The organism is Streptomyces sp. NPDC058246 (genome assembly GCF_042881985.1).
Lineage (GTDB): Bacteria > Actinomycetota > Actinomycetes > Streptomycetales > Streptomycetaceae > Streptomyces.
Window position 1 is genome coordinate 114,052 of record NZ_JBHVWZ010000001.1, and the last position, 13,970, is coordinate 128,021.

At 71.2% G+C, this 13,970-nt stretch carries 13 protein-coding genes; 11 read left to right on the forward strand and 2 right to left on the reverse strand.

Features of this window, described 5'->3' with window-relative positions:
* Positions 1-120 precede the first annotated feature (120 nt).
* The 4 genes from ACFVXA_RS00435 (at position 121) to ACFVXA_RS00450 (ending at position 5,597) form a co-directional block, all read left to right on the forward strand.
* Positions 121-2,814, forward strand: coding sequence for a LuxR C-terminal-related transcriptional regulator (locus tag ACFVXA_RS00435; protein WP_390023227.1), 2,694 nt, complete (start codon positions 121-123; stop codon positions 2,812-2,814).
* Between the two features lie 183 nt (positions 2,815-2,997).
* Positions 2,998-4,626, forward strand: a complete 1,629-nt coding sequence (locus ACFVXA_RS00440) for an MFS transporter (RefSeq protein ID WP_390023230.1) — start codon at positions 2,998-3,000, stop codon at positions 4,624-4,626.
* 17 nt (positions 4,627-4,643) lie between these two features.
* Positions 4,644-5,162, forward strand: a complete 519-nt coding sequence (locus ACFVXA_RS00445) for a hypothetical protein (protein ID WP_362015818.1) — start codon at positions 4,644-4,646, stop codon at positions 5,160-5,162.
* Between the two features lie 237 nt (positions 5,163-5,399).
* A complete protein-coding gene (locus tag ACFVXA_RS00450; protein ID WP_362015820.1) occupies positions 5,400-5,597 on the forward strand; it encodes a hypothetical protein in 198 nt (65 codons plus the stop codon).
* A gap of 143 nt (positions 5,598-5,740) precedes the next feature.
* On the opposite strand, the gene ACFVXA_RS00455 is transcribed toward ACFVXA_RS00450, so the two are convergent.
* On the reverse strand, positions 5,741-7,150 hold the full coding sequence (locus tag ACFVXA_RS00455) for a DUF2252 domain-containing protein (RefSeq protein WP_390023233.1): 1,410 nt from the start codon (positions 7,148-7,150) through the stop codon (positions 5,741-5,743).
* A 381-nt stretch (positions 7,151-7,531) separates the two neighbouring features.
* Between ACFVXA_RS00455 and ACFVXA_RS00460 the strand changes: the two genes are divergently transcribed.
* The 5 genes from ACFVXA_RS00460 (at position 7,532) to ACFVXA_RS00480 (ending at position 10,793) form a co-directional block, all read left to right on the forward strand.
* Entirely contained in the window at positions 7,532-8,203 is a 672-nt protein-coding gene (locus tag ACFVXA_RS00460; RefSeq protein WP_390023235.1) for an HdeD family acid-resistance protein, read from the forward strand.
* A gap of 160 nt (positions 8,204-8,363) precedes the next feature.
* Entirely contained in the window at positions 8,364-8,834 is a 471-nt protein-coding gene (locus tag ACFVXA_RS00465) for an SHOCT domain-containing protein (RefSeq protein ID WP_383735393.1), read from the forward strand.
* 33 nt (positions 8,835-8,867) lie between these two features.
* Positions 8,868-9,314, forward strand: coding sequence for a hypothetical protein (locus ACFVXA_RS00470; protein WP_383735392.1), 447 nt, complete (start codon positions 8,868-8,870; stop codon positions 9,312-9,314).
* A gap of 91 nt (positions 9,315-9,405) precedes the next feature.
* The gene (locus tag ACFVXA_RS00475; protein ID WP_383735390.1) at positions 9,406-9,963 is read left to right on the forward strand and encodes an FABP family protein; all 558 of its coding nucleotides are present in this window, start codon (positions 9,406-9,408) and stop codon (positions 9,961-9,963) included.
* 380 nt (positions 9,964-10,343) lie between these two features.
* Positions 10,344-10,793, forward strand: coding sequence for a DUF1801 domain-containing protein (locus ACFVXA_RS00480; protein ID WP_362015838.1), 450 nt, complete (start codon positions 10,344-10,346; stop codon positions 10,791-10,793).
* Between the two features lie 187 nt (positions 10,794-10,980).
* Here ACFVXA_RS00480 and ACFVXA_RS00485 read toward each other — a convergent pair whose 3' ends face one another.
* Positions 10,981-11,406, reverse strand: a complete 426-nt coding sequence (locus tag ACFVXA_RS00485) for an ATP-binding protein (protein WP_390023238.1) — start codon at positions 11,404-11,406, stop codon at positions 10,981-10,983.
* Between the two features lie 197 nt (positions 11,407-11,603).
* Here ACFVXA_RS00485 and ACFVXA_RS00490 point away from each other — a divergent pair, with 197 nt between their 5' ends.
* Both ACFVXA_RS00490 and glpK read left to right on the forward strand, forming a co-directional pair.
* Entirely contained in the window at positions 11,604-12,371 is a 768-nt protein-coding gene (locus tag ACFVXA_RS00490; protein WP_362015844.1) for an IclR family transcriptional regulator, read from the forward strand.
* A gap of 57 nt (positions 12,372-12,428) precedes the next feature.
* Entirely contained in the window at positions 12,429-13,925 is a 1,497-nt protein-coding gene (glpK, locus tag ACFVXA_RS00495; protein WP_390023240.1) for a glycerol kinase GlpK, read from the forward strand.
* Positions 13,926-13,970: the final 45 nt, after the last annotated feature.

Here is a 13,970-nt window from a genome sequence, read left to right on the forward strand (position 1 = left end):
GCGCCGGCCGGCCCTCCGGACGATCACCGGGCCCGATACGGCGCGCACATGCGCGGGAACACTGAGACGCTGAGGGAAGGAGCGCTGCCCATGATCTGACCAACCGTGGTGGTGAGCGCCATGACCGGGCTGGACGAGAGGGGTCCGGGATCGACCGTGCCGCGCGCCGATCCCCAGGGTGACCCGTTCTTGCGCACGCGGTTCGCCCTACCCACACGGCCCGCGACGTACCTGCGCCGGGAGCGGTTGGTCAAGCACCTCGACCAGGCGCTCCTGACGCCGTTGACCATGGTCAGCGGCGCTGCGGGTGCGGGCAAGACCCTGTTGGTCGCCGACTGGGCCGCGGGGCGGGACCGTTCTGTCGCCTGGCTCACCACCGAAGCGGCGGACCAGGCGTGCGGAATGTTCTGGGCCTACCTGCTCCAAGCCCTGCGCGCCTCCGGGGTGCCGCTGTCGGCCGAGGTCGGCTTCCCCGCGGACGCGAGCCGCGTGGACCGCGCGCTGCTGGCGCGCCTTGCCGCCGACCTGTGCGCTCGGGACCGGCCCGTGATCGTGGTGCTGGACGAATTCGACCGGGTGACCGACCCGGAGATCGCGGAGCAGCTGGAGTTCGTCCTGCACCACGCGGGACGGGGTATGCGCCTGATCCTGGTCACCCGCACCGAACCGCTGCTGCCGCTGCACCGTTACCGGGCGGCCGGTGAGATGACGGAGATCAGGAACGCCGAGCTGGCCTTCACTCCCGAGGAAGCCGCCGTGCTGCTGGAGCTGCACGGGCTGCGCCTTCCGGTGCACGCGGCGCGCGGGCTCGTGGAGCGCACCCGGGGATGGGCCGCCGGTCTGCGGCTGTGCGCGCTGGCCGCGCAGGACAGCCCGGATCCGGAGACGTATCTGAAGGAGTTCGAGGCCGACCGCACCGCCGTCGCCGACTTCCTGCTGGCGGAGGTGCTCAAGCGGCAGAGCCCAGAGACGCAGGACCTCCTGCTGCGAGTCAGCGTCCTCGATCGCTTCTGCCCCGACCTGGCGAACGCGCTGACGGAGCGCACCGACGCCGAGTCCGCCCTGGCGGCGCTGCACCGCGAGAACGCGTTCGTCGAGGACCTCGGGCACACCTGGTACCGCCTCCACCCGCTGTTCGGGGAGATCCTCCATGCCCATCTGCGAGTGCGGTGTCCCGGTCTGGAGCCCGATCTCCACCGGCGGGCGGCGGCATGGCTGCGGCGCTCCGGATCCCTCGCGGAGAGCCTCGGTCACGGCGCTGCCGCGTACGACTGGGAGTTCACCGCCGCCGCCCTCGTCGACGACCTCGCCATCGGCCAGCTGTTCACCGGTCTGCGCTCCGACGACCTCGCCGAGCTGTTCTCACGGATGGGGCCCGGGACCACGGGTGCCGCCGCGGACCTCGTCCGCGCGGCCCGTGAGTTGTCCCGGTGCGACCTCGACCGCGGCCTGTCGCACCTACGGCAGGCCGAGCGCAGCCTGGCGGGCGAGCCGCTGTCGACGGGAGACGACTCACCCGGCCCGGCGGCGGCCCGGCTGAGCTGTGCCCTGCTGGAAGCCCTGGCGGCCCGGTTGACCGGCTCGCCGGGAAGGGCGGAAAGGGCCGCGGAGGCGGCCGAGAGACTCCAGGAGGAGGTGCCCGCCCACCTTCTGGACGCCCATCCGGAGCTCACCGCCCTCCTGCTGACCCATCTGGGCGCCACGTGGTTGTGGGCCGGGCGCTTGGAGGACGCCCGGGGCGCCCTGACCACGGTGGCCGGCTGCTCCGGGGGAGCTTCGACGGCGCTCCCGCGTGAGGAGTCCCTGGCCCACCTGGCCCTGATCGACTACCTGAACGGCTGGCTCGGCAGGGCGGAGCGCAAGGCCCGGGCGGCGCTGACCAAGACGGAGCGGTTCAGCCTGCCCCAGGCCTCCGGCTCCGGAATCGAGCTGCTGGTCCTGGCCGCAGTGGCCGTCGACCGCAACGAACTGGGCCAGGCCCGAGAGCTCCTCGACGCGGCTGCCGACGCGCGCCGCGTGATGCGGGACCCGGTGAGGGAGGCGGGGCGGGCCATCGCCACCGCACGCCTGCACCTGGCCCGCGGCGACACACGCGCCGCGCTCGAAACCGCGCGAGCGACCGTCGCCGCCGACGTGGTCTCCCCCTGGGCGGAGGGCCACATGGCGCTCGTGGCCTCCGCCGCTCACCTGGCCGAAGGCCGGCCCGAGACGGCAGCCGAGCTCCTGGGAGCGGTGTCCGAGGGCCAGCCGGCGTGTGTGGTGGGGGCCGCGCGGGCGCAGCTCGCCGCGGGCAAGTCCGCCGCGGCGATCGACCTGCTCGACGGATTGCGCCCCGGGTGCCGCACCGGGCCCGCGGTCACCGTCCGGGCCTCGCTGCTGAGGGCGCAGGCCGCGGACGCAGCGGGCGACTTCGCGACCTCGCGCAGGCTCGTCGCCCAGGCTCTCCACGAGGCGCGGCGCGAGCGGCTGCGGCGCCCCTTCCTCGAAGCCGGTCCGTGGATCCGGCCTCTGCTGGACACGGTGCCTCTGCGACGGCTGGCCGAGGGCTGGCTGCCCCTCGGGCCGCCACCACACGGCGGGCCGCCTCGGCACGACGAGGAGCAGCCGCCGGTGCCGGTGGTGGAGGAGCTGAGTGGACGCGAGCGCGATGTCGTGGAACGGCTGGCCCAGATGATGTCGACGGAACAGATCGCAGCCGATCTGTTCGTGTCGGTGAACACGGTCAAGACCCACCTCAAGAGCGTCTACCGGAAGCTGGCGGTGAGCCGGCGCCACGACGCGGTGCGCCGCGCACGCGAACTGGGGCTGCTGTGACCGTGCGGCCGCGACGCCCCCGGGGTCGCGCAGAGGCAGCCTGCGGGCACGTCCGGCTCGCCCTTGGCGGGTGAGGCGCACGGTGAGTTCTTCGGATGCGATGGGGGAGGCGGCAGGACATGGGCCGGCCGCTGCCCGGCCGACTCCGCCGACGTCCCGGGCCGACTGGGCGAGGTGGGCACCGTGACGCACTGGCGGGCGCTGATCGTCCTGGGCACCGCCCAGTTCCTGATGGTCCTGGACACGTCCGTCATGAACGTGTCCATCACCCAACTGGTGGAGGACTTCGACACCGAGGTCACCGCCATCCAGGCCGTCATCACGCTGTACGCGCTGGTCATGGCGGCGTTCATGATCATTGGTGGCAGGCTGGGGGACATCTTCGGACGCCGCCGCCTCTTCCTCCTCGGCCTCGTCGTCTACGGCACGGGGTCAGCCCTGACCGCCGCGGCTCCCAGCCTGTGGGTCCTCACGCTGGGCTGGTCGGTCATCGAAGGACTCGGTGCCGCGATGGTGCTGCCGGCCATGGCGGCCCTCGTGGCCGAGTCCTACCGCGGCCGGGACCGGGCCGTCGCCTACGGAATCATCGGCGGACTCGCCGGGGCCGGAATCGCCGTCGGTCCGCTGCTGGGCGGCTGGGTGACCACGTACCTCACCTGGCGGCTGGTGTTCGCCGGTGAGGTCGTGGTCGTCCTGGCCGTCCTGTGCTTCCACCGGGTGATCACGGAATCCCCCCGGGCCGGTCCGCGCCCCCGGCTGGACGGGGTCGGCGCCGCACTCTCGGCCACCGGGCTGGCGCTGGGCGTGCTCGGTGTGCTGCAGAGCAGCTCCTGGGGGTGGGTGCAGCCCCGCAACCCGCCCTTCACCGTCCTGGGCTTCGCGCCGACGCTGTTCGTCATCGCCGCCGGGGTGGCCGTGCTGGCCGTCTTCGCGCACGTGGAGGCGCGGCGGGACGCCCGCGGCGCCGAGCCCCTGGTGCATCTGCCCCTGCTGCGCAAGCCGGTGCTGCGCTCCGGCCTGATGTCGCTGCTGAGCCAGAACCTCATCCTGCTCGGACTCTTCTTCACCATCCCGCTGTACTTGCAGGTGGTTCAGGGTTTCGACGCCTTCCAGACGGGTCTGCGGCTGCTCCCGGTGTCCGTCACCATGCTCGCGGCCTCCATGCTCGCCGCCCGGCTGGGGCGGGTGGCCGGACCGCGCTGGGTGGTCCGACTGGCCCTGCTGACCCTGGCCGGCGCCATCGTGTGGCTGCTGGCCACCATCGATCCGGTCATCGACGACGCACAGTTCGCCGGAGCCATGGCCCTGCTCGGCGTGGGCATGGGTCTGCTCGCCTCGCAGCTGGGCAACGTCGTCCAGTCCAGCGTGGGCGAGCAGGAACGCAGCGAGGTCGGCGGGCTGCAGTTCACCGCCCAGAACCTGGGCTCCGCGCTGGGCACCGCGCTCATCGGATCGATACTCATCGGCGCCCTGGCCCACGCCTTCACCACACAGGTGGCGGACCACCCGAGGTTGTCGGAGCAAACCCGTCAGCGGACCGGTGTCGCCCTCGAAGCCGGGATCACCTTCGTCCCCACCGCGCAGGTGCGCTCGGCGGCCGAACAGGCCGGGCTGCCGCCGTCCGAGGTCGACGCCCTCGCGGACTCGTACGCGTCGGCGCAGCTCGACGGCCTGAAGGCGGCGATCCTCGCCACGGGGGGAATCACCCTCGTCAGCTTCCTGGTCACGACGCATCTGCCGTCCCGGGCGCCGGGCGGTCCGAAGCAACCGGACACCGGCGCGCCGAGCGACGCGATCGGCTCGGCCAGCTGACTTCGAGGAGGGTCGCGATGTCCAAGCCCGATCAGGTCATGGCCCGGGCGCGCGCCGTCGAGCGTCGAGCGCACGCCGACTACACGGGTGCCGTCTACGGGTCCATGCTCGCCGCCTCCGTGGTCGTCGGCGCCGGCGCCGCGGGCTCGTTCCCACGCCTGGAGCTGGTGCTGCTGCTGTTGCTGACCGGAGTGGTGTTCTGGATCGGCCATGTGCACGCCCAGCTGTTCGGGGCACGCATGGCACAGCACGGCCTGAACCGCAGGATCACGCTGGATGTCTGCCGCGAGGAGTGGCCGATCGTCAAGGCCGCCGTCCCGCCGGCCGCCGCCGTGGCCGTCAGCCCCCTCCTGGGCCTCGATGCGGCGGGCGGCTACTGGCTGGCGCTCTCGGTTGCCGTGGCGGGCCAGGTGGGCTGGTCGGCGGCCGCGGCCCGTCGTGCCGGTGCCTCGTGGCGCCTGGTCTCCGCCACCGCCTCGGTGAATCTGCTGCTCGGCCTGCTGATCATCGCGTTCAAGATCTTCCTGACGCACTGACGCACTGACGCACTGACGCACTGACGCACTGACGCACTGACGCAGACGCACTGACGCAGACGCATTGACGCAGACGCATTGACGCAGACGCATTGGCGCAGACGCATTGGCGCAGGTGAAGAGTGTGCCGGGCGACGTATCACCTCTGAGGGGTGAGGCCGGGCGGTGTGCCGGGGGCGGACGATCGCAGGGAAGGCGCAGCCCGCCTGTCCCAGGCCACCCGGGGGAGAGCAGCTGATGCGCTACGAGATCCGCGTCGAAGGACGCCTGTCGGAGACGATGACCAGAGCCTTCCCGGAACTGGACCACGTGGCGATGTCCGGTCAGACACTTCTGTTCGGGCCCGTCATCGACGAGGCGCACCTGTACGGGCTACTGGCCCGCTGCCAGTCGCTGGGGCTACGGGTCCTGGAGATGCGCCAGCTGCCGGAGTGAGGCGTCCGTACGACGGCCGTACGACGATCTGCCACGGACGGCCGTACGGCGATCTGTCACGACGGCCGTACGACGACCTGTAACGGAGGGCCGTACGACGATCTGTCTCACGACGGCCCTGCGCCGATCTGTACGACGAGCGGTCACAGGCTCCCGGCGTGGATCCTGCCGGAGCGGACGGCGGCGCCCAACGCCTCGAAGTCCCGTTCGTTCTGGTCGGCATAGGCCTGGGCGAACCCGGTGAGCGCGTGGTCGAAGCGGCTGCTCCCGCCCAGGTAGGCGGCGATGGCGACGGGGTCGCCGGAGCGGGCGTGGGCCCGCGCCAGACAGGCCCCGCACAGCTGTGCGAACAGGCGGAGCAGGCGGGGGTCCATGGTGTCCGGCCGCGCGATGCCCTTCCAGTCCCGCAGCTGGCGGACGTAGAAGTCCCGGCCGCGCCCGTCGAGGCCCACGACGTGGGTCCAGCCCAGGAAGATGTCACTGGTCGTCTGGATCAGCCGCTGGCCCGCCACCACACGGCGGCCCTGGTTGTCGTAGCGGTCGCCGCCCGTGTGGGCGGCCAGGACCGACTCCTGTGCCTCTTTGGCCTGCAGCAGCAGGGGGTCGGCGTCGTCCCTGCCGAGCAGGAGCAGGATCCAGCAGCGCGTTCCGACACTGCCGACGCCCACCACCTTCCTGGCCATGTCGACCAGGTGGTAGCGGCGCAGCAGATGCCGGCGCTCGGACGACAGGGCCCGCGCGTAGCCGTCCAGGATGGTCTGGAGCTCCGTCTCCTCCCCGTCCCCGGAGGGGTCCGTCAACAGGTCCCCGAGCGGAGTGACCAGCGGCGGGTCCGGTGCGATCCGCCGTCCCTCGGCCGTGACCCGGGTGATCTTCGCGAAGGCCTGGAGCTGGGTGCGGGTACGGGCTCGCGCCGTCGCCGCGGCGGTACGGTGTCTGGCCGCCCTGTCCATCGACGAAGCCAGCAGTTCTCGCATCCGGTCGGCGTCATCCTGGGCGTACCAGATGTCCAGGGTGCGCATGCCGGCGAAATCCCACATCCGCTGCCGGTACGCCTTCAGGCAGGCCCGCACCGTGCCGTTCTGTTCCTCGACCGAGAAGCCGTTGGCCCGGCCCGCGATCGCGAAGCTGGCCGCCAGCCGCTTGACGTCCCATTCGAACGGGCCGGCCAGGGTCTCGTCGAAGTCGTTGATGTCGAAGACCAGATGACGCTCGGGCGAGGCCAGCAGCCGGAAGTTGAGCAGGTGGGCGTCTCCGCAGAGCTGCACCGTCAGGCCGGTGTTCGGGGCGGCCCCGAGGTCCGTCGCCATGATCGCCGCCGCACCTCGGTAGAAGCGGAACGGGGACTCGAGCATGCGGCCGTAGCGGATCGGCACCAACTCGGGCAGCCGGGTGGCTGATTGACGCTCTATCACCTCGACGGGGTCCGGGCGTTCTCTTGGCGCGTCGAACCACTCGTGGCGCGAACGCGTAACGTGCTTGCGCGCGTTCCTGCCGTACGCCGCTCTCTCGGCCGGTGACAGGGACGCCGTGAATGCGTTCGGTACGGCCATGGCTCAACCTCCTGGACCGCTGTCCTCGTGTCGAGCGGCCCGGCGCAGCGGTCCAGGGCCTCGGCGGCCTCAGCCCGGGACGGGGCGGCGCTCAGTGGCCCGCGCCTCCCGCCCGAGGCCAGGACGACCGCAGGCAGGCGGGCGCGCCCACGTTTGCGCCGCGGGGGCCGCGGTGCGCGCGGCACGCGAGCGGAGCCGAAGAGCCGCCTGTGCTGCGCCTGTCGTCCTCAGACACCCACCTCATCGCTCCGGCGGTGCGCACGGATCACCCGCCGGGGGTGACCCGGTGGCCGACGGAGGGCGGGACGCTGGCCATGAGACCCCGCACACCGCCCCGTCGGCGGTCCGGGAGCGACCCGCTCGATCGCGCAAGGAGGAGCCATGACCGTGTCGCGTGGTCCGGCACCGCGTACCGGACCGGAACACATGCCCGACGGGGCGGCCCCCGAGCCGGGGGGCGACGCCGCGGACATGATGGCGGAACTCGGGCGCTCATGGACGTGGATCCTTGGTTCTGCTCTCGCCACGCTCGTGCCGGGCATCCTGGTGCTGGTCTGGCCGGACGAGACCCTGCACATCCTGGCGGTCCTCATCGGCCTGTACCTGCTCGTGGCCGGGGCGTTCCGGTTCGTCGCGGCCTTCGCCCGCGACGAGCACGGTGAACGGCTGCCCGGACTGCTCCTCGCGGTGCTGTATGTCCTGGCCGGAGTGCTGTGCCTGCGGAACCCGCTGCAGACGATCTCCACGCTCTCGCTGATCGTCGGGATCGTGTGGCTGGTGTCCGGCATGCTCACCCTCTACGCGGGCATCGCCGCCAAGGACCTGCCGCACCGCGGCTTCGTCATCGGTGCCGCGGTGATCGGCATCCTCGCGGGGATCGTGGTGCTGGCCCTTCCCTTCGAGTCGGCCCGGGCGCTGACCCGGCTGCTCGGTCTGTGGCTCGTGCTCCTCGGGCTGGTCGAGGTGGCGATCGCCTTCGCATGGCGAGCCGCCCTCCGCAGGGCCGGCACCGCGGGGCCGTACGGTCCCGAAGGCCCCGGCGGGGCAGCATGACACCCGCCGCCGGACGAGAGACGGACCGTTCGCGAGCGCCCAGGACGGTCCGTGGTCCGGCTCCTCACCCGCACCGGGTGAGGCCGTCCCGTCCTTGACGTGGGCAGGCTGGAACGGCAGACAACGGCAGTCGGGCGAACGCCCGGGACGGAGGAGAGACATGAGCGGGCAGATGTACCTCGCGTACGACTATCCGTTGTTGAGCGTCTTCTGGTCCATGCTGTGGTTCTTCCTGTGGATCATGTGGTTCATCCTGCTCTTCCGGATCATCGCCGACATCTTCCGTGACGACACCCTGGGAGGCTGGGCCAAGGCCGGCTGGCTGGTGTTCGTCATCGTCCTGCCCTTCCTGGGCGTCCTCGTCTACGTGATCGCCCGTGGCAAGAACATGGGCCGCCGGGAGGTGGCGCAGGCACGTGAGCAGCAGGCGGCCTTCGACAGCTACATCCGGGACACCGCCAAGGGCGGAGACGGCCGGCCCAGCAGCGTCGACGAACTCGCCAGGCTGTCCGAGATCCGTGCCCGCGGCGACATCACGGACGAGGAGTTCCGCAGGGCGAAGGCACTGGTCCTGAGCAACGCCGGCCCGTCGGAACCCGCGGGCGCGGGCACCTCCACATCCGGTGGCTGAGGGAACCGCACGAGACGGAAGCGAGGCAGCAAGATGACCGCTACACACACCACACACGCGCACACGGCCAAACGGCACTGGGCCGAAGGACTGACGGCCTTCGCAGCCGTCATGCTCATGATCGCCGGCGTACTCGACATCTGTCGGGGCGTCATGGCGATCGCCGAGGACGACGTCTTCGTCACGACACGCAACTACGTCTTCGCGTTCGACCTCACCGGCTGGGGCTGGGTCCACCTCATTCTGGGCGCCGTGGCCGTGATCGTCAGTTTCGGGCTCTTCCAGTCGGCCATGTGGGCGCGCGTCGCCGGGGTGGTCATCGGCGGTCTCATCATCATCGCCAACTTCCTCTCCCTGCCGTACTCCCCGGTCTGGTCGATCGTCATGATCGCTTTCTCGGGGTTCATCATCTGGGCCCTGTGCGTGGCTCGCGACGACGAGTCCGCAGACTCGTTCGCCGGCTCGTCGCGCGGCATGTGACCGAGACCTGGGACGGGTGCCGGCCGGGTGCGGCGGGGCGGACAGCCTAGGCTTCCACCCGGCACCGGCACCGACCCCAGGAGCGCGCACCGTGTTCGACCCCGCACCGGAGCACCCGTACCCGGACGGCCATCGGCCGGACGACGCCCCCGCACCGCACGCCCTGCTCGAACCGGTGCTCGGCCTGCTGGGCCGCTGGCACGGCCGGGGCCAGGGCGGGTACCCGACGCTCACCGGTGACTTCGCGTACGCGCAGGAGGTCACCTTCAGCCACGACGGCCGCCCCTTCCTGCGGTACGAGGCCCGGGCCTGGCTGCTCGACGCCGATGGCGCACCACTGCGTCCGTCGGCCCGGGAGAGCGGCTGGTGGCGGCTTCAGCCCGACGGCCGGGTGGAGGCACTGATCACCCAGCCCACCGGCATCGCGGAGATCATGGTCGGCCGTGCGCGCGACAACACGGTCGACCTCTCCACCCACGAGGTGGCCCTCGCGCCCACCGCCAAGAAGGTCGACGCCACCCGCCGCCGCTACACGCTCACCGACGACGGCACGCTCACGTTCGACCACGACCTCGAGGCGGTCGGCCGGCCGTTGCAGCACCATCTCTCGGCACAGCTGCTCCGCAGGAGCTGGGGCACGTCCGCGTGACGGGCTGAGCAGTCGATCGGATACGTCGGTCCGGTCGGTGATCAGTGAGGGGACGGGGGGACCGGATCACGCCGTTGCCGCCGGCCGATCCGGCCTGTGAGCGGCGGTGGACTCGACCGTCCGCCCGGCCCATCGCCCGCGGCGGGCGCCCGCGGACCTTGCCGGATGTGGCAGGTCCGTGACCCGCTGCGGCGCGGTCCACGCGGTGAAAGCTCCCCACCTCGCGGCCATACACGGCTGGACCCGAAGATGACCAAAAACGACAGTCCGGGTCCAACGGCTGCTGTATGTTCTGGTCGCCGGTGAGCCCGGTGTGGGTGAGCCGGGACAAGTCCCCACTCAAGATCCCGCACATCAGATCCGCAAGGGGAAGATCTGCCATGAGCAGCACGGAACGCACGCACGAGGGTTTCTCGGCCGAAGAGCGGGCCGCGATGAAGGACCACGCCCAAGAGCTGAAGACGGCAGCCCGCCGCACCGCGCGCACGGACAAGGCGGCGGAGGCGGAGCGGGACGTGCTCGCGAAGATCGCCGAGATGCAGGACTCGGACCGGATCATGGCGGAGCGCGTCCACGCCGTTATCACGGCCAGTGCCCCGGTCCTCGCGCCGAAGCTCTGGTACGGAATGCCCGCCTACGCGCTGGACGGCAAAGTCGTCTGTTTCTTCCAGAGCGCGGCGAAGTTCAAGGCGCGCTACGCGACGCTCGGATTCAGCGACCAGGCGAAGCTGGACGAGGGCACGATGTGGGCGGCCGGTTTCGCCCTGACCGAGGTGACGGACGAGGTGGAGGCGCGCATCGGTGCGCTCGTCAAGCAGGCGGTGAGCTGAGGCGCGCCCGGCGATCGGGCCGGGCCGGCGGGATCTTCACGCCGGCGTACGGGTGCTCGGCTCACGGCGGCGCACGGGTGCTCGGCTCACGGCGGCCCCGGTGCGGTTGACGGCCGCGTTCCTCGGCCGGCGGCCGGGCTTCGGCACCCGGCGTCCGCGGCCGTCGCACCGCCGACCGCTTGCGTGCTCATGCCGTGATGAGGTCGGCCCAGCGGGTGATTCCGCCGGGGTGGACCCGTATGCCGTGCCGGGTCGCCAGTGCATGGACGATCCCCTCGCCCCGGCCGTGCTCGTCCGGGTCGACGCCCATGAGCGACTGCCCGGCCGGGAGCGCCGGTCCGCCGTCGGAGACTTCGACATGCAGCGTGCTGAGCCGGTGGCCCCGGACCCATGACAGCCGCAGCTCCGCCGGGGGCAGAGCGTGGACGATCGCATTGGTGAGCAGCTCCGAGACCACCAGGAGTGAGTCCTCGACGATCGCCGGGCACACGTTCCAGCCGGCGAGGACGTCCCTCGCCCGTCGGCGTGCGGCCGAGACGGCCCCGGGAGCGTGCGGCAGCGGACATACGTGTTCGACTGCCTCCCGAGGCAACGTATTGAGCTGTACGGCCATGTGCTCTCCTCCGGTGACCGATGTCGGCCGGATGCCGGGCCTCGGCGCGCTTTGCCGGGCCTCAGTGCACGTTAGGAAGCGAAGCCGCGCAGGTCAATGAATGGGGGTCGGCATTACCGAACGCCGACGCTCGCCTGGTGGCGCACCGGCGCCGTGCACGTAAAGCGGTACATCTCCGGCGGTACTACGCTCGCTTTATGGCGGGCCCAGTCCAGTCGATCGAACGGGCGGCGGCGATCTTGCGTCTGCTCGCCGGTGGGCCCCGTCGACTCGGGCTCGGCGAGGTGGCGGCCTCGCTCGGGCTGGCGAAGGGCACCGCCCACGGCATCCTGCGGACTCTCCAGCACGTGGACTTCGTGGAGCAGGACGCAGCCACTGGAAAATACCAGCTCGGGGCCGCTCTGCTCCACCTCGGTACCAGCTACCTCGACGTCAACGAGCTGCGGTCGCGCTCCATCAACTGGGCCGACGCCCTGGCCGCCCGGAGCGGCGAAGCGGTCCGCCTGGGCACTCCTTTGGAGGGCAGGGTGCTCGTCATCCACCACGTGTTCCGGCCCGACGACACCCTCCAGACCCTGGACGTGGGTTCGCTGCTGCCGCTCCACGCCTCCTCGCTCGGCAAGGTTCTGCTGGCCTTCGGGACCGCGCCTGTCGACTCGGCTTTGGAAGCCGGACTGGAGGCGTACACCCGGCACACCCTGGTCGCCCCGGAGCAGCTCACCCGGGCGCTCGCCGAGGTCCGGGAGCTCGGATGGGCCGCCGAGGTCCAGGAAATGAGCATGGGCGAAGCCGGCGTCGCCTCGCCGATCCGCGGGCACGGCGGCCTCGTGGTGGGCGCCATCAGCCTGTCCGGCCCGGTCGAGAGGATCTGCGACAACCAGGGCCGTCCCCGGCCGAACCTGATCACCCTGCTCCGTGAGGCCGCCCGGGCGATCTCCAGAGACCTGGGAGCGGCTCGCTGGTGAATCCCCGCCTGCTCGACACCTCGGAAGGCAGACCCGATCATGGTTGAACGGTATGTGATGTCCATTGATCAGGGCACCAACTCCACCCGATGCATCCTCTTCGACCACCACGGGCGGCTGGTGTCGGTCGCCCAGCGGGAGCATCAGCAGCACTTTCCCAGGTCCGGCTGGGTCGAGCACGACGCCGTCGAGATCTGGCGCAATCTTCAGCGCATCGTGCCCGAGGCGCTGTCCGACGCCGGTGTCGGCGCGGGAGAGATCGCCGCCATCGGCATTGCCAACCAGCGGGAGACGACGGTGCTCTGGGACCGGCGGACGGGTGCTCCGGTGGGCAGGGCGATCGTCTGGCAGGACACGCGCACGGCACCGCTCGTCGACGGCCTGAGAGAGCAACCCGGAGACGAGCTCTTCCTCGAGCGTTGCAGCCTGCCCCCCTCGACCTACTTCTCGGCGCCACGGATCCGCTGGCTGTTCGACCATGTGAACGGCCTGAGCCGGCGCGCCGAGGCCGGCGAGGTGCTGTTCGGCACCATCGAGAGCTGGCTGATCTGGAACCTGACCGGCGGCACGGACGGCGGCCTGCACATCACCGACGCGACCAACGCCAGCCGCACCATGCTGATGAATATCCGGACGCTCACCTGGGACGAGGAGCTTCTGGCGTTCTTCGGGGTGCCCCGCGCCATGCTGCCCGAGATCCGGTCATCGGCGGAGGGCTACGGCGAGGCCCGCTCGGTCCTTCCGGGCGTCCGTATCACGGCCGCCCTCGGTGACCAGCAGGCCGCCCTGTTCGGCCAGACCTGTTTCTCCCCGGGCGAGGCGAAGTGCACGTACGGAACGGGCGGCTTCCTGCTGCTCAACACCGGCACCGATCTCGTACGGTCCCGGCACGGACTGCTCACGACCGTCGCCTACAAGATCGGGAACCAGCCCCCGGTCTACGCCCTGGAAGGTTCGATAGCCGTCACCGGATCGCTCGTCCAGTGGTTCCGTGACCGGCTGGGACTGATCAGCAGCGCACCGGAGATCGAGACGCTCGCGCGGACGGTCGAGGACAACGGTGGCTGCTACATCGTCCCCGCGTTCTCGGGTCTGTTCGCTCCCCGCTGGCGCAGCGACGCACGCGGCGTCATCGTCGGCCTCACCTCGTACATCACCAAGGGGCACCTGGCCCGAGCCGTCCTGGAGGCCACCGGCTGGCAGACGCGAGAGGTCGTCGACGCCATGAACGCCGACTTCTCGGTCCCCCTGAAGCAGCTCAAGGTGGACGGCGGCATGACAGCGGACAACCTGCTCATGCAGTTCGTGGCCGATGTGCTCGACGTGCCCGTGGTACGGCCCATGGTCTCCGAGACGGTCTCGCTCGGCGCCGCCTACGCCGCCGGCCTCGCCGCCGGTTACTGGCCGGACCTGGAAGTTCTGCGCCGCAACTGGCACCGGGCCGCCCAGTGGCTGCCGGACATGGACCCTGAGCGGCGGGAGTCGGAGTACGACGACTGGCAGCGAGCCGTCGAGCGGTCGCTGGGGTGGATCAAGCCGCCGGGGTCCACCTGATCCCGGGCCGGACTCCCGTCCTGCCCGGGACCCGGCCGGAGCGGC

Coding starts and splice junctions, on each gene's coding strand:
- ACFVXA_RS00435 (WP_390023227.1), top strand. CDS start 121: ATGACCGGGCTGGACGAGAGGGGTCCGGGATCGACCGTGCCGCGCGCC.
- ACFVXA_RS00445 (WP_362015818.1), top strand. CDS start 4,644: ATGTCCAAGCCCGATCAGGTCATGGCCCGGGCGCGCGCCGTCGAGCGT.
- ACFVXA_RS00450 (WP_362015820.1), top strand. CDS start 5,400: ATGCGCTACGAGATCCGCGTCGAAGGACGCCTGTCGGAGACGATGACC.
- ACFVXA_RS00455 (WP_390023233.1), bottom strand. CDS start 7,150: ATGGCCGTACCGAACGCATTCACGGCGTCCCTGTCACCGGCCGAGAGA.
- ACFVXA_RS00460 (WP_390023235.1), top strand. CDS start 7,532: ATGACCGTGTCGCGTGGTCCGGCACCGCGTACCGGACCGGAACACATG.
- ACFVXA_RS00465 (WP_383735393.1), top strand. CDS start 8,364: ATGAGCGGGCAGATGTACCTCGCGTACGACTATCCGTTGTTGAGCGTC.
- ACFVXA_RS00470 (WP_383735392.1), top strand. CDS start 8,868: ATGACCGCTACACACACCACACACGCGCACACGGCCAAACGGCACTGG.
- ACFVXA_RS00480 (WP_362015838.1), top strand. CDS start 10,344: ATGAGCAGCACGGAACGCACGCACGAGGGTTTCTCGGCCGAAGAGCGG.
- ACFVXA_RS00485 (WP_390023238.1), bottom strand. CDS start 11,406: ATGGCCGTACAGCTCAATACGTTGCCTCGGGAGGCAGTCGAACACGTA.
- ACFVXA_RS00490 (WP_362015844.1), top strand. CDS start 11,604: ATGGCGGGCCCAGTCCAGTCGATCGAACGGGCGGCGGCGATCTTGCGT.
- glpK (WP_390023240.1), top strand. CDS start 12,429: ATGTCCATTGATCAGGGCACCAACTCCACCCGATGCATCCTCTTCGAC.